General features: G+C 65.7%; 15 protein-coding genes. 12 read left to right on the top strand and 3 right to left on the bottom strand.

From position 1 onward, the window contains the following. Window positions 1–129: 129 nt before the first annotated feature. The 9 genes from dnaN (at window position 130) to IVA75_RS12165 (ending at window position 12,713) form a co-directional block, all read left to right on the top strand. Window positions 130–1,248, top strand: a complete 1,119-nt coding sequence (gene dnaN / locus IVA75_RS12205; protein WP_007598262.1) for a DNA polymerase III subunit beta — start codon at window positions 130–132, stop codon at window positions 1,246–1,248. A 109-nt stretch (window positions 1,249–1,357) separates the two neighbouring features. Beyond that, complete coding sequence (recF, locus tag IVA75_RS12200; RefSeq protein WP_247285153.1) at window positions 1,358–2,494, top strand: DNA replication/repair protein RecF; 1,137 nt, start codon at window positions 1,358–1,360, stop codon at window positions 2,492–2,494. Window positions 2,495–2,611: 117 nt separating this feature from the next. Beyond that, a complete protein-coding gene (locus IVA75_RS12195) occupies window positions 2,612–3,349 on the top strand; it encodes a hypothetical protein (RefSeq protein ID WP_247285152.1) in 738 nt (245 codons plus the stop codon). A gap of 125 nt (window positions 3,350–3,474) precedes the next feature. Beyond that, entirely contained in the window at window positions 3,475–5,643 is a 2,169-nt protein-coding gene (locus IVA75_RS12190) for a hypothetical protein (protein ID WP_247285151.1), read from the top strand. Window positions 5,644–5,924: 281 nt separating this feature from the next. Then, complete coding sequence (gene gyrB / locus IVA75_RS12185) at window positions 5,925–8,360, top strand: DNA topoisomerase (ATP-hydrolyzing) subunit B (protein ID WP_247285150.1); 2,436 nt, start codon at window positions 5,925–5,927, stop codon at window positions 8,358–8,360. A gap of 272 nt (window positions 8,361–8,632) precedes the next feature. Beyond that, window positions 8,633–9,928, top strand: coding sequence for a UDP-N-acetylglucosamine 1-carboxyvinyltransferase (gene murA / locus IVA75_RS12180; protein WP_247285149.1), 1,296 nt, complete (start codon window positions 8,633–8,635; stop codon window positions 9,926–9,928). Between the two features lie 258 nt (window positions 9,929–10,186). After that, window positions 10,187–11,581: an MATE family efflux transporter gene (locus IVA75_RS12175; protein ID WP_247285148.1), complete on the top strand. Its 1,395-nt coding sequence runs from the start codon at window positions 10,187–10,189 to the stop codon at window positions 11,579–11,581. Further along, on the top strand, window positions 11,578–12,066 hold the full coding sequence (locus IVA75_RS12170; protein WP_247285147.1) for a DUF2867 domain-containing protein: 489 nt from the start codon (window positions 11,578–11,580) through the stop codon (window positions 12,064–12,066). The genes IVA75_RS12175 and IVA75_RS12170 overlap by 4 nt, the downstream gene beginning before the upstream one ends. Beyond that, window positions 12,063–12,713, top strand: a complete 651-nt coding sequence (locus IVA75_RS12165) for a 2-hydroxychromene-2-carboxylate isomerase (RefSeq protein ID WP_247285146.1) — start codon at window positions 12,063–12,065, stop codon at window positions 12,711–12,713. Before IVA75_RS12170 ends, IVA75_RS12165 begins: the two co-directional genes overlap by 4 nt. Before the next feature lies 1 nt (window position 12,714). Here IVA75_RS12165 and IVA75_RS12160 read toward each other — a convergent pair whose 3' ends face one another. Continuing rightward, a complete protein-coding gene (locus tag IVA75_RS12160; RefSeq protein ID WP_027566106.1) occupies window positions 12,715–13,830 on the bottom strand; it encodes an FUSC family protein in 1,116 nt (371 codons plus the stop codon). A gap of 124 nt (window positions 13,831–13,954) precedes the next feature. On the opposite strand from IVA75_RS12160, the gene IVA75_RS12155 reads away from it, so the two are divergent. Continuing rightward, window positions 13,955–15,322, top strand: a complete 1,368-nt coding sequence (locus IVA75_RS12155; protein WP_247285145.1) for an MmgE/PrpD family protein — start codon at window positions 13,955–13,957, stop codon at window positions 15,320–15,322. 5 nt (window positions 15,323–15,327) lie between these two features. Here IVA75_RS12155 and IVA75_RS12150 read toward each other — a convergent pair whose 3' ends face one another. Both IVA75_RS12150 and IVA75_RS12145 read right to left on the bottom strand, forming a co-directional pair. After that, on the bottom strand, window positions 15,328–16,755 hold the full coding sequence (locus tag IVA75_RS12150) for a serine hydrolase (RefSeq protein WP_247285144.1): 1,428 nt from the start codon (window positions 16,753–16,755) through the stop codon (window positions 15,328–15,330). 144 nt (window positions 16,756–16,899) lie between these two features. Further along, window positions 16,900–17,961, bottom strand: a complete 1,062-nt coding sequence (locus IVA75_RS12145; protein ID WP_247285143.1) for a helix-turn-helix domain-containing protein — start codon at window positions 17,959–17,961, stop codon at window positions 16,900–16,902. Window positions 17,962–18,222: 261 nt separating this feature from the next. Between IVA75_RS12145 and IVA75_RS12140 the strand changes: the two genes are divergently transcribed. Both IVA75_RS12140 and IVA75_RS12135 read left to right on the top strand, forming a co-directional pair. Continuing rightward, a complete protein-coding gene (locus IVA75_RS12140; protein WP_247285142.1) occupies window positions 18,223–19,140 on the top strand; it encodes a pirin family protein in 918 nt (305 codons plus the stop codon). Window positions 19,141–19,217: 77 nt separating this feature from the next. Next, a complete protein-coding gene (locus tag IVA75_RS12135; RefSeq protein WP_247285141.1) occupies window positions 19,218–20,132 on the top strand; it encodes a phosphoribosylaminoimidazolesuccinocarboxamide synthase in 915 nt (304 codons plus the stop codon). The last annotated feature ends 266 nt before the right edge of the window (window positions 20,133–20,398 follow it).

Here is a 20,398-nt window from a genome sequence, read left to right as displayed (position 1 = left end):
GCGACCCTGACGGCTTTGGTCATATCGGCTGGATGACCCGGCCTTCCGGGGATTTCGGTGCCGTGGCGCGCGTCCCGCCGCCCGGCTTTTCCAGATTTGTGTTTCCTTGGGGATCGGGCGAGTAGTGCAATGAAGGTTACGGTCGAACGCGCGCAACTCCTGAAGTCGCTGGGCCACGTCCATCGCGTGGTCGAGCGCCGCAACACGATTCCGATCCTCGGCAACGTGCTTGTTAGGGCCGAGAACGCGAAATTGTCGCTGAAGGCAACCGACCTCGATCTCGAGGTCACGGAAACGCTCGCGGCGGAAACCGCGACCGCGGGCTCCACCACCGTGCCGGCCCACATGTTCTACGACATCGTGCGCAAGCTGCCGGACGGTTCGCAGATCGTGCTCGAAGCCGACGGCGACCGCGCCGTGCTGGCGATCCGCGCCGGCCGCTCCCGCTTCACGCTGCAGACCTTGCCGGAGAATGATTTTCCGGATCTCGCGGCCGGCGACATGTCGCATTCGTTCAGCCTCGCCGCCAAGGACGTCAAGCGGCTGATCGACCGCACCCAGTTCGCGATCTCCACCGAGGAGACCCGCTATTATCTCAACGGCATCTATCTGCATGCCGCGGGCTCGGCCAAAGCCGCCACCCTGCGCGGCGTCGCCACCGACGGCCACCGCCTCGCCCAGCTCGACCTGGTCCAGCCCAAGGGCGCCGAGGGCATGCCCGGCGTGATCGTGCCGCGCAAGACCGTCGGCGAGGTGCAGCGCCTGATCGAGGACAACGAGGCCGAGGTCACGATCGAGCTGTCGCAGGCCAAGATCCGCTTCACCATCGGCAATGTGGTGCTGACCTCGAAGCTGATCGACGGCACATTCCCCGATTACGGCCGCGTGATCCCGCAGGGCAACGACAAGGAGCTCGTCGTCGACAAGAAGGATTTTGAGAACGCGGTCGACCGCGTCTCGACGATTTCCAGCGAGCGCGGCCGCGCCGTGAAACTCTCGCTGTCGCCGGGCAAGCTGGTGCTGTCGGTGACCAATCCGGATTCCGGCAGCGCGACCGAAGAGCTCGAAGTCGAATACGCTTCCGACGCGCTCGATATCGGCTTCAACTCCCGCTATCTGCTCGACATCGCCGCCCAGATCGAAGGCGACGTCGCAACGCTCCGGCTCGCCGACCCGGGCTCGCCGACCCTCGTGCAAGACCGCGACGACAAGAGCGCGCTCTACGTGCTGATGCCGATGCGGGTGTGAGGGCTACCGGCGCCCCTTCGCATCGACTACATCCGTCATGGCCGGGCTTGTCCCGGCCATCCACGTCTTTGGAGACAAAACGTGGATGCCCGGCAATGACAAAGACAACATGACCCCCTCCCGCATTCATCGCCTGACGCTGACGCATTTTCGTAATTACCGGGCGGCGGGGCTCGAGGCGAAGGCTGACATGGTGGCGCTGGTCGGGCCGAACGGAGCGGGCAAGACCAATTGCATCGAGGCAATCTCGTTCCTGTCGCCGGGACGCGGCTTGCGGCGCGCGACGCTGGACGACGTCGCCGACAACCAGGGCGACGGCTCCTGGGCGGTGTCGGCACAGGTCGAGGGCGCGCTGGGCCTTGCCACGCTCGGCACCGGCATCGATCCGCCGCGCGCAGATAGCCCGGTCAGCCGGCGCTGCCGCATCGACCGCGAACCGGTCAATTCTGCGGCGTCGTTCGGCGACCACATCCGCATGGTGTGGCTGACGCCAGCGATGGACGGGCTGTTCATGGGAGCGGCGTCCGAGCGGCGGCGCTTCTTCGACCGCCTGGTGCTTGCCATCGACAGCGACCATTCCAGCCGCATCTCCGCGCTCGAACGTTCCCTGCGCTCGCGCAACCGCCTGCTCGAGACCCGCAATTACGACGACCATTGGTGTGACGCGATCGAGCGCGAGACCGCGGAGCTTGCGGTCGCCGTCGCCGCGACCCGCGGCCAGACCGCGGCGCGCCTCACCGGCATGCTGAACGCCCGCGCGCAGGCCTCCGCCTTCCCCTCGGCGCAGATCGCGCTCGACGGCTGGATGGAGAACGCGCTGCTGACGGAGACCGCGACGTCGGTCGAGGATCGCTACCGCCAGATCCTGCGCGACAACCGTCCGCGTGACGCCATCGCCGGCCGCACCACGGACGGTCCGCATCTCACCGATCTGCAGGTGATCTACGCGCCGAAAAGCATGCCGGCGCGCGATGCCTCGACCGGCGAGCAGAAGGCGTTGCTGATCGGGCTGGTGCTGGCACATGCGAGCCTAGTCGCCGAGATGACCGGCATCGTGCCGCTGCTGCTGCTCGACGAGGTCGTCGCGCATCTCGATCCTGGCAGGCGCGCTGCGCTGTTCGACGAGCTGCGCAAGCTCGGCGCGCAGGTGTGGCTGACCGGCGCAGACCCCGCCGCCTTCGCCGAGATCGGCACCGGGGGCGAAATCTTTGACGTCGAAAGCGGACAGGTATCGGCCCGGCGGTAGCGCCGCCGTTGAACCGGCCCCATTTCCGCCGCGACTAGTTGCCGGAGGCGGCGCCGACGGCGTCGCAGCCGTTTTGCAATCGCGCAATGACATCACGCGCGAACCCTGGAGAGTGAGATGCGGGCGGCAAGGTCCGGGGCGCGAGCCCCGGCACGATGGCGGGCGTTTGCGTGCGGCCTCGTCTTGCTCGCGACGTGCATGCTCGCGGCAAGCGCCGGCGCCTGGATGCCGCAGCCGCTGTTTTCGGCCGATCTCACGCCGGACCCCGATGCCAAGCTACCCGCACCGACCCGCTACAACTTTAGGGGAATCCACACCACACTGATGCGGGGCGTCGAAGCGCCGCTTCGCGTCAAGCTCGAAGCCACCGTGCCCGCCGAGCTCAGCGACGTTCTCGCTTTCTATCGCAGGGAGTTCGGAAAGCTCGGCTGGCAGGAGCAGCATGATGGCGCCGTCGTTTCCGCCGATCACGTCCGGCTCGCGTTCGTCTCTCCGCTCGGGCCGGCCATGCTGGAGCTCGGCCGCAAGGACAGCAGCACCTTGGTTCATCTCGTGCAGAAGAACTCGGATACTGCAACCCGGGCGAACGTCATGCCCGAACCGGGCCAGGCGAAGCTGGTGTTCAGCAACATCGGCGAAACGGAAGCCGTGCTCGGGATCGACGCGCGGATCATCAAGCGCGCCGCCGGCGCCCACGCCGTATCGCTGGATCTGGCGCCCGGCAAATATTCCTACGAACTGAGCGTACCCGGCCGTCCAGCCTACACCCACATCCTCACTGTCGCAGCCGGCGACGCCTGGGAGCTCACCGTCGGGCGCGACGGCGAGGCATGGTCGCCGCTCCAGCTGTATTGACCAGTTCGGGATCTTTGAACCTGCCCGGTTCCTGCCGCGACTTCTGGTCTGAGGCCCGCCGACGGCGTTGCGGCCGTTGCAATCGCGCGCGCCAAAGCGCCGCGCGGCATCCTGGAGACGTAACGATGGCGATGATCCCGCGCGGGATGCAAGTCCCGGCACGATGGCGGCTGCTTGCATGCGGTCTCTTCCTGATGGCGAGCTGCTCGATCGCGGCCGGCGCAGACGAGGGTGTCGTCGACGTCCACGCGCTGCCGCAGCTCGAAGGTGCGGTGGAAGACATTTCGCGCCCCGATCCCTATCGCGTCGAATATCGCGTGCCGACGCGGCAGGCCGTGACACTGCCCGCCGTCCAAAAGCTCCTGAGCGACAACGGCTGGGTGCCCTATGTGATGCCGCTTGAGGAAAAAAGCAGCCTGCTGAAGTTCAGGAAGGGACGACAGGGCCTTTCGGTTCATTTCACGCAGGCGCCCGGCCGGCCCGACCAGTCCGTGGTTTATTACACCACCGACCGGATTTACGGGAACGTGCCATTTCCGGAAGGCGCAAGCGACATCGTGTTCGACGGGACCCGGCCCTATCTCGGCTGCATCGCACCGACGACGCTCGATGCGACGTCGGATTTCTATGCCAGCCAGATGGCTGCGATCGGCTGGCAGAAGCTCACGCCGGAAACCGCCGCGCGCTGGGCGACCAGCCTGGATGAAACCGTTCCCAACGGCCTGCGCGCGTTCTACGCGCACGCCGATAGCAAGGAGACCGGCTTCTATCAGCAGAAGCCCGTGATGCTGACGCTGACGCGCCGCGACGACGGCCGCACCCATGTCGATATCCGGGTCGCGCCCTTCGCGCTGCCCAGCGAGCTCAGGGCCGATAGCGATCTGGCCGGCCTGCCGCGGCCGAGCCCGACCAAGACGGCCAGGGGCCTCGGCGGCGCGAGCGACAACAAGCGCGAAATGTCGGCCGCCGCGATGGCCGAGTTGCCGGCCGTGCTCGCCTTCTATCACCGCGAGCTCGCCGCGCGCGGCTGGCAGGAGGACGGCAGCGCGCCGCTCGCACCCGGTGACGAGGTCGCGATCAAGATCTCTTCGGCGGAGGAAACCGGCGTGCTGCGGCTCGGCCGCAAATATGATTTCACCATGGTCAGCCTGACCGCGCAGGTGAAGGACTCCGCGCTTGCCGCCCGTGCCAAGGCGAAGAAAGAGGCGGAAGAGAAGTTCCTTGGGGATGCGTTAGGTGCGGCCAAGCAGCTCATCACTGCCGACGAAGCAAGGCGCAAGGTGCAGGCGGCCGCGTTGTCCGACGCGCCGCTGAATGCGCTGGCCGACAGCAAGACGCCGGTGCCGCTGCCCGAAAACGCCGAAGGCGTGAAATTCGAGGGCGACGAGGGCCAGCTCGAATTCTCCTCGACATCGAGCGTGAGGGCGCTCACGGCGTTCTATCGCGCATCGCTCAAGCCAGCGGGCTGGAAGGAGCAGCCCTCCGTCATCAACCAGCCCAACATGGCAGTGATGGAATTCTCCAAGAGCGGCAAGTCGATCTCGATGACCGTGATGCAGATGGGGCCGAAGGTGAACGTCAGCGCCAACGGCTCCGGTCTTGTTATCGCAGCGGCGAAGCCCGTCGAGACCAAATCGACCCAAGCCAAGGCGGCCCAGGCCAAATCGAAGGAGCCGCTCACGCTCGATCCCGATTCCGCCCTGCCCGTGCCGACGCAGCACAGCTCGACCGGATTAAGCTCCACGAAATTCCCCGGCAGCGACCAGTCGTTCCGGACGGAGCTCGAAGCCAGCATTCCCGCCGAGCTTGGCGAGGTCCTTGCGTTCTATCGCACGGAGCTGACCAAGCGGGGCTGGCAGGAAAAGACCGACGGCGCGATCGTGACCGCCGAGCGGGCGGAGCTCGCGTTCACCTCGCCGCAGGGACCGGCCGTGCTGAAGCTTGGCCGCGCCAAGGACGAGACGATTGTCAGCCTGATGCAGCGGAATCCGCAGGCCGCGGCCAAGGCCGACATCATGCCGAAGGCGGGACAGGCGAGGCTGATGCTCGGCAATATGGGATCGAAGGAAGCATCGCTGACGATCAACAATCAAACCGTGAAGATCGCGGCCGGCGCCGGCGGTCCGCAATCGCCGAAGGGTCCGATGCTCGATCTACCGCCCGGCAAGTACCAGTACGCAGTGCGTCTGCCGGGACGCCCTGCTCGCACCGAGACCCTCACCGTGGCCGCCGGCGATGCCTGGGGCCTCCTGGTGGGGCCAAGCGGAGATGTGCTGCCGCTTCAGATGTATTGAGCTGCAAGGCCGTTCCGGGGGCGTTCCACGCGCCTCGGAACGCCCCTCCTCCCCGAAAAATCCACGCCTTCCAGAGCCCGAAACCGCGTCTCGAATCGCGCTTTTTCCAAGCCGCCGAATCGGCCTTCGAAGGCCTTGAAAATCGGCCGAAAAATCCCATCTAATCAAAGACTTGCCAGGAGATACTTTGCGCTAGGCGCAATCCGTCTTTCGTGGCACAAATAGCCCGCATATCAGCGCCTTTTGCGCCGCTGATTCGGGCGACATCTCGAAGGCCTCTCATGACAGAACCTGCTCGGCAGACGCCTGCCGAAAACGAACCCTCAAATCCGAGCGATTACGGGGCGGAATCGATCCGCGTGCTCAAGGGTCTCGACGCCGTACGCAAGCGCCCGGGCATGTATATCGGCGACACCGATGACGGCTCAGGCCTGCATCATATGGTCTACGAGGTCGTCGACAACGCGATCGACGAAGCGCTCGCGGGCCATGCCACGCGCGTCGACGTGATCCTCAATTCCGACAATTCCGTCACCGTGCGCGACGACGGCCGCGGCATTCCCGTCGACATCCATAAGGGCGAAGGTATTTCGGCGGCCGAGGTCATCATGACCCAGCTCCATGCCGGCGGTAAGTTCGACCAGAATTCCTACAAGGTTTCCGGCGGCCTGCACGGCGTCGGCGTCTCCGTCGTCAACGCGCTGTCGAGCAAGCTCGGCTTGCGCATCTGGCGCGACAACAAGGAACACTACATCGAATTCGCCCATGGCGATGCGGTCGCGCCGCTCAAGGTGGTCGGCGATGCGCCCGGCAGGCGTGGCACCGAGGTGACGTTCCAGGCCTCGACGGAAACCTTCAAGAACATCGAGTATGATTTCGCCACGCTGGAGCACCGGCTGCGCGAGCTCGCCTTCCTCAACTCCGGCGTCAACATCGCTCTCTCCGACATGCGTCACGCCGTCGAGAAGCGCGAGGAGATGCACTATTCCGGCGGCGTCGAGGAATTCGTCAAATATCTCGACCGCAACAAGAAGGCGATCGTGCCGGCGCCGATCATGGTGCGCGCGGAAGCCAACGGCATCGGCGTCGAGGCCGCGCTGTGGTGGAACGACAGCTACCACGAGAACGTGCTGTGCTTCACCAACAACATCCCGCAGCGCGACGGCGGCACCCATCTCGCCGGTTTCCGCGGCGCGCTGACGCGCCAGGTCAACGGCTATGCCGAGGCCAACGCGAAAAAAGAGAAAATCGCGCTCACCGGCGACGATTGCCGCGAAGGCCTCACCGCTGTGCTGTCGGTGAAGGTGCCGGATCCAAAATTCTCGTCGCAGACCAAGGACAAGCTGGTGTCCTCGGAAGTGCGCCCCGTGGTCGAGAACGTGCTCAACGAGGCGCTGCAGGCCTGGTTCGAGGAGCATCCCTCCGAAGCCAAGATGATCGTCGGCAAGGTGATCCAGGCGGCCGCGGCCCGCGAAGCCGCGCGAAAAGCGCGCGAGCTGACGCGCAAGAGCCCGCTCTCGGTCTCTTCGCTGCCCGGCAAGCTCGCCGACTGCCAGGAGAAGGACCCGGCCAAGTCCGAGCTCTTCATCGTCGAGGGTGACTCGGCAGGCGGCAGCGCCAAGCAGGGCCGCAACCGCGAATTCCAGGCCGTGCTGCCGCTGCGCGGCAAGATCCTCAATGTCGAACGCGTGCGTCCCGACAAGATGCTGCACAGCGAGCAGATCGGCACGCTGATCACCGCACTCGGCACCGGCATCAGCGACGAATTCTCGATCGAGAAGCTGCGCTATCACAAGATCATCGTGATGACGGACGCCGACGTCGACGGCGCCCACATCCGCACGCTGCTGCTGACTTTCTTCTACCGGCAGATGCGCGAGATCATCGACGGCGGCTATCTCTACATCGCCCAGCCGCCGCTCTATAAGGTCAACCGCGGCAAGTCCGAGCAATATCTGAAGGACGAGCGGGCGCTGGAAGATTATCTGATCGATACCGGACTCGACGACTGCGTCTACATTCCCGGCACCGGCGGCGATCGCACCGGCCGCGACCTGCGCTCGCTGGTCGACGACGCCCGTGCCGTTCGCGGCGTCCTGCGCAGCCTGCACACCCGCTACAATCGCAAGGTGATCGAGCAGGCCGCCATCACCGGCGTGCTCAACAAGGCGATCTACGGCGATCCGGAGAAAGCCGCCGCGGCCGCGCAATACATCGCCGCCCGCCTCGACACGCTCGCCGACGAGGTCGAGCGCGGCTGGATCGGTCAATACGTCGAAGGCCATGGTTTCCAGTTCGAGCGCACCGTGCGCGGCGTCAAGGACGTTGCCCTCATCGATGACGCGTTCCTGGGCTCGGCCGAAGCCCGCAAGCTCGACGAGTACACGGTCAAGCTCCAGGACGTTTATGCCCGCCCCGGCAAGCTGCGGCGCAAGGATACCGAGCACATGGTCTACGGCCCGGTCGATCTGTTCGAAGCCGTCACAGACGCCGGCCGCAAGGGCGTCTCGCTGCAGCGCTACAAAGGGCTGGGCGAGATGAATCCGGAGCAGCTCTGGCAGACGACGCTGGACGTCAATGCGCGATCACTGCTCCAGGTGAAGGTCAAGGAGGTCGACGAGGCCGACGACATCTTCACCAAGCTGATGGGCGACGTGGTCGAGCCGCGCCGCGACTTCATCCAGGAACATTCGCTGAGCGCGACGATCGATATCTGAGATCGGATGGCTTTGGACGGTCGTCATGCCCGGGCTTGTCCCGCCTGCGCGGCCGAAGCCGCTTCGGCGAGGCGAAGGCCCGGGCATCTATGTTCTCCGTGCATCTTGGCAAAGGCGTGGATGGCCGGGACAAGCCCGGCCATGACGTAGAGACACCTCGGCTGAACCTCCCCCCGCCCTCGCAACAAGTGCAGAATTGCTCCCGCGCTCAATTCTCGGTAGCTTCCGCCTGGAAAACCCGCCCCCCACTCAACACGACAGCGAGAGACCCCGTGGCGCCCATCCAGTACATCGTCGAGGGCGGTCACCGGCTCTCGGGCTCGATCGAGCCTTCCGGCAACAAGAATGCGGCCCTGCCGATCATCGCGGCAGCCCTGCTCACCGAGCATCCGGTGACCTTGGAAAACGTGCCGCGGATCCGCGACACCGAGACGCTGGTCGAGCTGATCCGCTCGGTCGGCGCGGCGGCGGAATGGACCGCCCGCAACACGCTTCATATTCACGCCAAGAGCATCCGCGCCGCGGATCTCGATCCTGAGCTATGCGTGCGCATCCGCGCCTCGATCCTGCTCGCGGGCCCCCTGCTCGCCCGCTGCGGCGAAGTGATGCTGCCGCCGCCCGGCGGCGACGTCATCGGCCGCCGAAGGCTCGACACGCATGTGCTCGCGCTCGAGCAATTGGGAGCCAAGGTCACCGCGACCGACCGGCTCGAATTCCGCGCTTCGAAACTGACCGGCGCCGACGTGTTCCTGGACGAGCCCAGCGTGACCGCGACCGAGAACGCGCTGGTCGCAGCCGTCGCCGCCGAAGGCACCACGTATTTGCGCAACGCCGCGTCCGAGCCGCATGTGCAGGACCTCGCCAACTTCCTGGTCGCGCTCGGCGCTGGGATCGAGGGCATCGGCACCAACACCATGATCGTGCACGGTCCGGCGACGCTGGGTGGCGCGACCTACCGGATCCAGCCCGACCATATCGAGGTCGGCTCGCTGATCGGGCTTGCCGCCGTGACGCGTTCGCCGCTTCGCATCGTGCGCGCGGGCGTCGAGCATCTGCGCTCGATCCGCATGGGATTCGAGCGGCTCGGCATCGTTTGCCGCATCGAGGGCGACGATCTCATCGTGCCCTCGAACCAGACGCTGAAGATCCAGGACGATTTTGGCGGCCACGTGCCGAAGCTGGAGGACCAGCCCTGGCCGGCCTTTCCCGCCGATCTGATGTCGATCGCGATCGTCACGGCCACGCAATGCGAGGGCGTGATCCTAATGTTCGAGAAGATGTTCGAATCGCGGATGTTCTTCGTCGACAAGCTGATCGCGATGGGTGCGCGCATCGTGCTGTGCGACCCGCATCGCGCCATCATCGCCGGTCCAAGCCGGCTGCACGGCGCGGCGATGACCTCACCCGACATTCGCGCCGGAATGGCCATGCTGCTCGCGGCCGTCTGCGCCGAGGGCACCTCCACGATCAACAACGCCGACCAGATCGAGCGCGGCTACGAGCGCATCGACGAACGGCTGAATGCGCTCGGCGCGAAGATCAGGCGCGTGCCGGAACGGAAGGGCTGAGAGTTTCTTCCCTTCTCCCCTTGTGGGAGAAGGTGGCATAAGCGGCCTTCGGCCGCCGTTTTTAAGAACGCCGAAGCTTCGCATCGGCTATGGCGCCGGATGAGGGGTTGCTTCAGCGAGTCCTGCTGCTTGAGGGCCGTACGCGGAGAGATACCCCTCACCCGTCTCGCCGCTACGCGGCGAGCCACCCTCTCCCGCAAGGGGAGAGGGAGAAGACCAAGCCATGTTTTCGTCGCCCGGCCGTGCTATTGACCCGCCATGCTCGACACCGTCCAGCCTCGTTCGCAGCCGCAAGCCGGCGCGCCGCTAAATCCTCTCGCCGACGAATTCGTCGAGACGCTGCGGCTGGCCGTGCCGATGACGCTGACGCAACTCGGACAGATCGCGATGATCACGACCGATCTTGCGCTGATCGGCCGGCTCGGCGAGAGCGCGGTGGCAGCAGCGGCACTGGCGCATACGGTCTATTTCGTCAGCTTCACGTTCGGGCTCGGATTGATGGCGGCGGTATCACCGCTGGTCGCGCAGGCGTTCGGCGCCGGCGATGTCAGGCGCATCCGCCGCTCCTTACGCGTCGGCCTGTGGGTCGCGCTGCTGATCTCGCTGCCGATGATGGCCTCGCCGCTCTATGGCGAGCACATCCTGGTTGCACTCGGTCAGGCGCCGCACTCGGCCGCGCTCGCCCAGCGCTATCTGAATGGGCTGGCCTGGGGCATCGCGCCGGCGCTCGGCTTCATCGCGCTGCGCAGCATGATGAGCGCGGTGAACCGGCCGCAGGCGCCGCTGTGGATCACGCTCGCGGCGATCCCCGTCAATGCCGCGCTGGTCTATGTCCTGATCCACGGCCTGTTCGGCCTGCCGGAGCTCGGCCTGTTCGGCGCGGGGCTTGCGACCACGCTGGTCAATCTCGGCTCGTTCGCCGCCACGCTCGCCATTGCGGGGCTGCGCAAGCCGTTCGCGGACTATCGTCCGCTTGCCCATCTCTGGCGGATCGACTGGCCCCTGATGCGCAAGCTCATCGCGATCGGCGCGCCGATCTCGTTCTCGCTGCTGCTGGAATATGGCCTGTTCTCTTCGGCCGCGCTGCTGATGGGATTGATCTCGACCACGGCGCTCGCGGCGCATCAGATCGCGCTCCAGGTCACCGCCGTGCTGTTCATGGTCCCGCTCGGCATCGGCATGGCGGCCACCGTGCGGGTAGGTCACGCCTTCGGCCGCGGCGAGCCGCTTGCGGTGAAGCGCGCAGGTCTCGTCGCAGCCGTGATCGGGATCGCGTTCGTCTCGGCCCTGACCGTCGCGATCATCTTCGGCCGCTATCAGCTCGGCCGACTGTTCTTCGGCAGCGACGTGGCGAGCATGGCGACCGTCGAGCTGACCGCGAAGCTGCTGCTGGTCGGCGCGACCTTCTTCATCGCCGATGCCATCCAGACCATCATGGGCGGCGCGCTGCGCGGCATCAATGACACCAGGATGACGTTGGTATTCGCCGCGATCGGCTATTGGTGCGTGGGCTTTCCCATCGCCTGGTGGCTCGCTTTTCACGCCGATCTCGGCGCGGTCGGTGTCTGGATCGGATTGTCGATCGGATCGTTCGTCTATGCCGGACTTCTGATCTTGCGCTTCCGGATGCTGACGCGCAGACTGACGGAATGAACGGGACCGTCCGCGAAGTCACCCCCGATGTCGACACCGGCGCGCTGCTGGCCGGTGCGCAATTCATCGACGCCTTTCGCGTGGAGATCGGCACGGCACCGGTGAATGCCCGCGAGGCCTGCACCAGGATGGTGTTGCACGGGCCGCGCTGGGTCGGTGCACTGACACGCCTGCGCAACGTGTTGGTGACGCCGTTCGGCCTGAAGACATCGGGCGAGGGTACGCCGGCGCCGGGCGGTTTGATCGGCCTGTTTCCGGTCCTGAGTGAAACGCCCGAGCAGCTGGTCGCCGGCTTCAATGATTATCATCTCGATTTCCGCATCGTGGTCGATGTGGTCGGCGAAGCGGTGCCGCGCCACGTCACCTTGACCACGCTGGTGCGGACCAACAATCGGCTGGGCCGCGCCTACCTCGCGCTCATCACGCCCTTCCACAAGCTTGTGGCCCGCAGCATGATGGGGCGGCTCGCGGAGCCGGCCCGATGACGCTCTCCGTCGACCTCTTCTACTCCTTTCGCAGTCCGTTCAGCTATCTGGCGCTGCCCAAGACGCTCAAGCTCGTCGAAACCTACGATCTGGCGGTCAATGTGCGGCCGGTCTATCCGCTCGCAGTCCGTGTGCCCGGGTTTTTCAAGAAGGCCAGCCCGAACTTCATTCGCTATGTGGTGCTCGACAGCACGCGCGTCGCGCAGCACGAGGGCATTCCGTTCCGCTTTCCCAGGCCCGATCCGATCGTGCAGGACAAGGTCACGTTCGACGTCGCGGCGGAGCAGCCCTACATCCACCGCCTGACCCGGCTTGGTGCCATGGCGCAGCTCGAAGGACGCTCGCTCGCATTCACCGATGCGATCGCCCGCGTGCTGTGGGACGGCTCGGTGGCGGGCTGGAACGAGAGCGATCATCTCGCGCGGGCAGCCGACAAGGCCGGCTTCGATCTCGTCGCGATGGATGCTGCGATCACCGCGGACCCGGATCGCTACGAGCAGGTGATCACAGAGAACGAGAAGGACCACGCCGCCTCCGGCCATTGGGGCGTGCCGACCTTCGTGTTCGACAACGAGCCGTTCTTCGGTCAGGACCGCATCGATTTGCTGGTCTGGCGCATGGAGAGCAAGGGCCTGATGCGGCGCTAGCTCACTCCGCCACGCGCGCGGGCTTGTCGGTCGCGGCCTCGGACCATTCGCCGACGACGCGATCGAGATCGCAGAGATTCTGGTGCATCTGCTCCAGCGAGAAGCCGAGCGCGAAGAAGCGCTCCGCGGTGTCGCTGGGCTGGCCCCGGATCAGGCCGTCCTGGCGCACGGCGGCGACCGCCTCGGCATAATGCTGGAGCGCGACATGCACGGGGTGGATCGGCGGGGCGCCGGCGCCTTCGCGCAACGCCGCGGCGGCCGAACGCAGGAAGCGTGCGATCACCGTCGAGACTTCCGTCAGCGGCGCGGCAAGCCGTGTCTGCACCTCGGCCGGCAACGGCACCACGGTCGAGCGGCCGATCATCACGACGTCATGGCGCAGCCGCAAGATCGTGCGCAACAACGGGCCGGTGTCCGGCCCGCTCGACAATCGCGCAGAGCGCTCGCGCTCGGCTTCGGCGCCAATGGTATTCATGCCGACCATTGCGGTGCCGATACCGTCCTGAATCCGGTGCAGCGCGTCGTTGTCCCGGCCGCGCGTCAGGCCCGCGAGCAATTCGGTGAAGGCCTCCGCGATCAATTCGAGCAGCTTCGCCGCGCTGGCGCGGATTTGCCGCACCGCGCGCGAGGGCAGCACCAGGAACGAGACGAGCAGCCCCGTCACCGCGCCGACCGTAACTTCGCTGACGCGATCGATCGCCGAGGCCATGGGATCGGCATGATGCATCGAGGGAAGCACGAGCACGATCACGGCCGTCACCGTTGCAGAGCTCAGATTCGGATAGATCGATGCGACAAAGGCAAGCGGCGCCACGGCCAGCACCAGCAGACCCAGCAGGCCCAGTTCACCGGAATAGGGGATCAGGATCGCGATGGCGCCGCCATAGATCGCGCCGCCGATGGTGCCGAGCATGTAGTCGCGCGTCGCCTTCAGCGAGCGCCCGACGCTCATCTGGGTGACGATGATGGAGGTGAGGACGGCCCAGAGCGGTAACAAGAGATGCAGCGCGGTGGCGAGCGCGTAGGCGCCGGTGGCCGCCACCGTGACCCGGATCGCCAATCCCAATTGGGTCTTTCGCGACCAGACCCGGTCGAACAGCTCTCCTGCGAATGCCATGGTCGCGTATCCCGGTCCAACTCTCGTAAAGCCAGCCAAAAGCATAGCTGATGCCCGCGGCCCCCAGGCCGCTTGAAAGGCCAAATCAGCCCGCCTAACTTGCGCGCCAAAACGAGGAAACACGATGGCTCACGAAACCGCAACGCTCGCCGCCTATGTCGCCAACCTGAAATTCCAGGATATTCCGGCGGAAGTGCTGGATCGGGCGAAAGTGCTGACGCTGGACTTCCTCGGCAGCGCGATCCGGGCCCGCAGCGAAGCGGAATCGACCCCCTCGATCCTGAAGATGCTGGAGGCGCTCGCGCTCGACACCAAGGGCGAATCCACCGTGTTCGGCGATAGCAAGACCTGGACGCCGGCGGTCGCGGCGCTGCTCAACGGCGCCCTCGGCCATTCCCTCGACTTCGATGACACCCATGCGGACTCCTCGCTGCATCCGAGCGCGCCGGTGGTTCCGGCCGCCTTCGCCATCGGCGAGATGGTCGGCGCCTCCGGGCGCGACGTGCTGACCGCGATCGTTGCGGGCTATGAGGTCTGCTGCCGGCTTGGCAACGCACTCGACCCGACCTCGCATTACGCCCGCGGCTTTCACCCCACCGCCACCGCCGGCACCTATGGCGCAGCCGCGGCCGCCGGCAAATTGTTCGGCCTCTCCGAGCAACAGCTCATCGCCGCCTTCGGCGTCGCCGGCAGCCAGGCCGCGGGCTCGCTGCAATTCCTGGTCAATGGCGCCTGGAACAAGCGTTACCAAGTCGGCGCCGCCGCGATGAACGGGGTGATCGCCGCGACGCTGGCGCGCAACGATTTCGTCGGCGCGACGGAATCGGTCGAGGGCAAGCACGGCCTGCTCGCCGGCTACACCGACGATGCGCATCCCGACAAAGCGGTCGCCGAGCTCGGCAAGACCTACGAGACTATGAAGATCGGCGTCAAACCGTATCCGAGCTGCCGCTATACCCACGCCGCGATCGACGCACTGATCGCGATGCGGCGCGAGCACAATCTGACACCCGACCAGATCAAGCGCGTCGAGATCGGCCTGCATCGCAACGGCATCACCCTCACCGGCGACGCCGCGACCAAGCGGCACCCGACCTCGATCGTCGGCGGCCAGTTTTCGATGTTCTTCACCGGCGCGCTCGCGCTCGACCAGGGCTCATTTGGCTGGGACGACTACAATCGCCTTGGGGACACAGCCATCGACGCGCTCGCCGACAAGTTCGACGTGGTGCAGGATGACCGCCTCGAAATCGGCCGCACCCACCCCTTTGGCGCCCGCGTGAGCATCACAACGGACGACGGCGTGCATGAGCGGCTCTATGCCGACCCTTCCGGCGAGCCGACCTCTTTCCCGGATGCACAAGCGATGCAGCAGAAGTTCTTGACGCTGGCCCGCCCGGTGCTGAATGCGCGCGCGGAGAAATTCGCGGACGCGATCATGACGCTGGAGCGGTTCGATCGCGTGGCGAAGGCGACCGAGCTGGGAAGGTAAAGCTCCTAATCCACCCCCGCGACTTTCCCTTTGTCGCGCGCTGCTGCCACGACATCCCGCACCAGACCGAACACGCCATCCGCTTCCGGCGGCCAGTTCGGCGAGCGGCCCATCCGCACGATCACCAGACGCTCCGACGGAATCACGATCGTGTATTGCCCGATCGCGCCCTTGGCGAAGAAGGCATCGCGCGGCCAGCCGTGATCGACGCGGAAGGTCGCGCCAAAGCTGTTACCCTGGTTGGTCCAGAAGCCGGCGCCGATGCCGACCCATGCATTGGACGTCGCCGACGCCGAGTAATTCACCCAGCCCTCGGGCAGGATGCGCCTGCCGCCGGCGACGCCGTCGTTGAGATAGAGCTGGCCGAAGCGTGCCCAGTCGCGCGCGGATGCGAGCATCTCGCTCGAACCCTTGATCGTCCCCGCGCCGTCGAGCTGGAGCGTGACATGGCGCATGCCGAGCGGCGCGAACAATTCGCGGCGCGCGAAGGCCAGCGCATCCGCCGGATTGCCGCCGGCAGCGTTGCGGATCAGATGCGCGAGCATGATGGTGTTGCCATCGTGATAGTTCCACACGGTGCCCGGCGCGGTCGCAAGCGGCATGCTCGCGGCATAGGCGGCCATGTCGTCTTCGGTGAATTTCATGCGATTGACCGGCTCGAACGCGGAGCCGAGCGAGGCCTGAAGCGAGTTGCCGAGCGCCAGGCCGGCGGTGTGGCGCAGCAATTGATCGACGGTGATCGCGTGACGCCGATCGTCCGGATTTGCCCAGGCGGCGACCGGTGCGGGCCCGTCGAGTTTCAGTCTGCCCTGACGCACGAGGATCCCGGTGAGAGCCGAGATCACGGACTTCGTCATGGAGAAGCCGAGCAGCGGCGTCTCCGGTCCGATGCCGTCCGCATAGCGCTCGGCGATGATGCGGCCCGACTTCATGACGACGATCGCGCGGGTGCGGCGGAATGGCGGCGATGGCGGCTCGGCAAAGGCGCGATCGAGCGCTACTGACAGCTCCGGGCTCTGCGGCGACACGACCGCGGAGCCAGCGATCTCGGGCAGCAACGCCGGCTGCCTGTCATCCGGCGGCAACGTGACGTCGGTGATCCCTCCGCCGTGCTCGAGCGTACAGCCGAGGCCCTCGCGATAGACGGCGTGGCTGCGCCCAATGCCGAACAGCGTCACCGTGACGTCCTTGCGCATGCGATCGACCTGATAGTCCATCGCCCAGGTGAGCAGACCGGCGCCCGGCATCGCATCGGCGGTCTCGGTCAAATTACGCCTGACATCGAGGCCCGAGACAAACGTCTCCGCGCAGAGCACGTCGGCGATGAAGCCGGTGGCGACCTTGGGCACGTCATGGGCGCGAACCCCGCCGAGCGCGAGGCCGGCAAAGGCGATGGCGGTGGCGAGAAGGACCATCTTGCGGCAGCGGGTCACGGGCTTGCTCCGGCTTGAGGCGTGTGCCGGAGACGAAGCGGCATTCACGCGATGCCTGCTCGCCGGATTTGGAAAGCGGCCTAGCCGAAACCGCGAGACGCTCGCCGATTCCAAAATAACCTAAATATTTCAGTACACTAAAGCTTAGACGGCATTGACCTTGAGCCGCCGGTACTCCGTCGGCGTCACGCCGGTCACGGCCTTGAAGGCGCGGTTGAACGGGCCGAGCGACTGGAAGCCGGAATCCATCGCGATGGTGATGACGGGGACCTCGGCCTGGGCGGGATCGGCGAGGGCTGCCTTGGCCTCCTCGATCCGGTGGTTGTTCAGGAACACATTGAAATTGCGGTAGCCGAGCCCCTGGTTGATCAGCCGGCGCAGCCGGTATTCGGGAATCTTCAGCCGGCCCGCCAGCACGCCGATGCTGATGTTCTCCTGGCGATAGATCCGTTCGTCCGCCATCAGCCGCATCAGGGCGTCGATCAGCTTTTGGTCGGCGGCATCCTCGCCGACAGGCTGGCTCGCCGCGATCGCGGGCGCAGCCTCCGCGGCGGCTGGAAACAGGTCGGCGCCATCGACCCGCATCATCGCATAGGCGATGGCCGCGACGATGCCGGCGAGCACGCCTGTATTGACGGTGTTGGCGACATCGCCGACGTCACTGCCGCCGACAAGGATCTGGAGCAGCGCGTTCAATCCGCCATAGAGCGCGGCGGCACAGACGATGAAGACGCGAACACGGCGGCGGCGCTCGACCAGATCGGCTGACCATGAGCCGATTGTCTGCACGATCGCGAGCGCAATGAAGCCGAGCACAATCAGGTTCACCGCGGTGACGGCGACCCGGACATGTCCGCCAGGTGCGAGCCAGAGACAGCTGACGAAGCTGAAGGCTGCCACCAACGCCCAGGTCAATCCGTGCCACCGGCGCAGGCGAAACTCGTCGTCGAACAGCGCGCGCGTGAACAGCCAGAACACCACGATATTGCCGGTCGACACCGCGATCAGCGGCGTATGCCAGGCCGGGACCAGCGATGATGTTCCGACAGAATAGCTCACAGCATGCGCGGCCGAGCCGAGCGCAAAGGCCGCACCGAGCCGCGCTGCCAGCACATTGGGGAAATCCGAGAGCAATGACGCTGCCAACACCAGCAGCAGCGCCACAGAAGCGGCGCGAAAGGCGAGTTCGGTTGCGGCAAGGGTCATCGGGTGATGCAATGGGTCGCGGTTGACATCAGCCGAACATCCTTCGTTGCGCCTGTTTTTTCAAGGACCATCGCTCGCCGCGCACACTGTCATCGTCCGGCTCGACCGGACGATCCAGTACTCCGAGACGGCCATGATTGAACGGATAGGCCGCGGCGTACTGGATGCCCCGCCTTCGCGGGGCATGACAGCGGGCTTAGCCGCGACGGCCGCACGAAATCCTGCTACGACTTAGCTCGAAAAAACCAAAAGGAGTCCACCATGAGCTGGCAACCCTCAAACGATCCCGTGCTCGGCGATCCCATGTCCTGCGATGCGCTCGATCTCGTCATCGTGCCGCGCACGCGCGATCTCGGCGACGGCTTCGCGGTACGCCGCGCGCTGCCGCACGGCAAGCGGCAGATGGTCGGACCCTTCATCTTCTTCGACCATTTCGGGCCGGTGCAATTCGTCTCCGGCAAGGGCATGGACGTGCGGCCGCACCCGCATATCGGGCTTGCTACCGTCACCTATCTGTTCGACGGCGCGATCATGCATCGCGACAGCGAGGGCAACATCCAGGAGATCCAGCCCGGAGCGATGAATTTGATGACGGCCGGCCGCGGCATCGCGCATTCCGAGCGCACGCCGGACGTACAACGCGCCTCGGGGCAGAAGATGCTGGGCCTGCAAAGCTGGATCGCGCTGCCGGCCGGATCGGAAGAGATCGCGCCGTCGTTCCAGCACTACGGCTCGGGTGACCTGCCGATGGTCTCCGAGCGCGACTTCACCGCGAAGGTGATCGCGGGCTCGGCCTTCGGCGTCACCTCGCCTGTTTCGATGGTCTCGCCCTGGTTCTATACCGAGGTCACGGCGGTCGCGGGCGCGACCGTGCCGCTCGATCCCGATCACGAAGAGCGTGCCATCTACGTCGTCGACGGCGAGGTCGAGATCGCGAACGAGCGCTACGAAGGGCCGCGGCTGCTGATCTTCCGGCCGGGCGACCGCATCACAGTGAAGGCGCTCAAAGCCACGCGGATGATGTTTCTGGGCGGCGACGCCCTGGAAGGCCCGCGCCACATCTGGTGGAATTTCGTCTCCTCCAGCAAGGAGCGGATCGAGCAGGCCAAGCAGGACTGGAAAACCGGCCGCTTCGCCGCGGTTCCGCAGGAACATGAGTTCATTCCGCTGCCGGAATAGGCTATCCCGGTTTCCGGTCGCGCGATCAGGCGCGGCCGGATGTCCTGTCGCAAGGCCTTGCTCCGAAAGTTCTGCCGATGACCACGATGCTCTCCAGCGACCTGCCGCTGCCCAAGATCGGGCGCGGCAAGGTGCGCGATATCTACGCCGTCGACGACAACCGCCTGCTGCTCGTCACCACCGACCGCATCAGCGCCTTCGACGTCGTGATGGGCGAGACCATTCCGATGAAGGGCGCGGTGCTGACGCAAATCAGCGCGTTCTGGTTCAACGAGCTTGAAGGCGTGGTGCCGCATCACATGATCAGCGCCGACACCGACGAGATCATCGCCGCCGTGCCGGCCTTGAAGCCGCATCGCGCCGAAATTCTCGGCCGCGCCATGCTCTGCCGCCGCACCACGGTATTTCCCGTCGAATGCGTGATCCGCGGCTACCTCTCGGGCTCGGCCTGGAAGGAATATGCAGCCAGCGGCACACTGGCCGGCGAGAAGCTGAAAGCAGGTCTGGTCGAGAGCGAGAAGCTGGAGCCTTCGATCTTCAGCCCCGCGACCAAGGCCGAGACCGGCCATGATGAGAACATCACCATCGCGAAGATGCGCGAGGTCGTCGGCGACGAGACGGCTTACACGCTCGAGAGCATGACGCGCGCGATCTACACGCTCGGCGAGGAGCTCGCCCGCGAGCAGGGCATCATCATCGCCGACACCAAGTTCGAATTCGGCCGCGACAAGAACGGCCGCATCATCCTGATCGACGAAGTCATGACGCCGGACTCCTCGCGTTTCTGGGCCGTCGACGCCTACAAGCCTGGCCAGCCGCAGGCGAGCTTCGACAAGCAGCCCTTGCGCGACTATCTCGACGTCGAGCGCCGCGCCGGCCGCTGGAATGGCGACGCCCCGCCGCCGCCTTTACCCGCAAGCGTGGTGGACGCGACCAGCGAGCGGTATCTGGAAGCATATCGCCGCGTGACGGGGCAGGATTTGAAGATCTAGCCCCACTCGGCACCTCTCGCTCCGTCATTGCCGGCCGGCTCGATGCCTCCCCTGCGTCGTCCTGGCGAAAGCCAGGACCCATACCGCGAGGTTTATCGCGTGCGTTCGGTGCAAATCCCGAATGCGCAGACTTCGCCAAACTGCTCCTTGGGGTAATGGGTCCTGGCTTTCGCCAGGACGACGACGAATGGCGGGCGCTTCGGTTTCTTCCATCCGGCTTGCAAGAATCCTGTTGCACTAGCCTCGCAGTCGTCTACCTCTCGGAG

The sequence above is a fragment of the Bradyrhizobium sp. 134 genome (genome assembly GCF_023074155.1).
Taxonomy (GTDB): Bacteria; Pseudomonadota; Alphaproteobacteria; order Rhizobiales; family Xanthobacteraceae; genus Bradyrhizobium.
Note: the sequence above shows the minus strand (reverse complement) of the source record. Positions and strands in the feature narration are given on the sequence as shown.

Bases quoted from the DNA above. Each gene is read 5' to 3' on its own strand.
- IVA75_RS12170 (WP_247285147.1), top strand. From the start codon at position 11,578: ATGAACGGGACCGTCCGCGAAGTCACCCCCGATGTCGACACCGGCGCG.
- IVA75_RS12135 (WP_247285141.1), top strand. From the start codon at position 19,218: ATGACCACGATGCTCTCCAGCGACCTGCCGCTGCCCAAGATCGGGCGC.
- IVA75_RS12140 (WP_247285142.1), top strand. From the start codon at position 18,223: ATGAGCTGGCAACCCTCAAACGATCCCGTGCTCGGCGATCCCATGTCC.
- IVA75_RS12175 (WP_247285148.1), top strand. From the start codon at position 10,187: ATGCTCGACACCGTCCAGCCTCGTTCGCAGCCGCAAGCCGGCGCGCCG.
- gyrB (WP_247285150.1), top strand. From the start codon at position 5,925: ATGACAGAACCTGCTCGGCAGACGCCTGCCGAAAACGAACCCTCAAAT.
- IVA75_RS12155 (WP_247285145.1), top strand. From the start codon at position 13,955: ATGGCTCACGAAACCGCAACGCTCGCCGCCTATGTCGCCAACCTGAAA.
- dnaN (WP_007598262.1), top strand. From the start codon at position 130: ATGAAGGTTACGGTCGAACGCGCGCAACTCCTGAAGTCGCTGGGCCAC.
- IVA75_RS12160 (WP_027566106.1), bottom strand. From the start codon at position 13,830: ATGGCATTCGCAGGAGAGCTGTTCGACCGGGTCTGGTCGCGAAAGACC.
- IVA75_RS12165 (WP_247285146.1), top strand. From the start codon at position 12,063: ATGACGCTCTCCGTCGACCTCTTCTACTCCTTTCGCAGTCCGTTCAGC.
- IVA75_RS12190 (WP_247285151.1), top strand. From the start codon at position 3,475: ATGGCGATGATCCCGCGCGGGATGCAAGTCCCGGCACGATGGCGGCTG.
- IVA75_RS12195 (WP_247285152.1), top strand. From the start codon at position 2,612: ATGCGGGCGGCAAGGTCCGGGGCGCGAGCCCCGGCACGATGGCGGGCG.
- IVA75_RS12145 (WP_247285143.1), bottom strand. From the start codon at position 17,961: ATGACCCTTGCCGCAACCGAACTCGCCTTTCGCGCCGCTTCTGTGGCG.
- recF (WP_247285153.1), top strand. From the start codon at position 1,358: ATGACCCCCTCCCGCATTCATCGCCTGACGCTGACGCATTTTCGTAAT.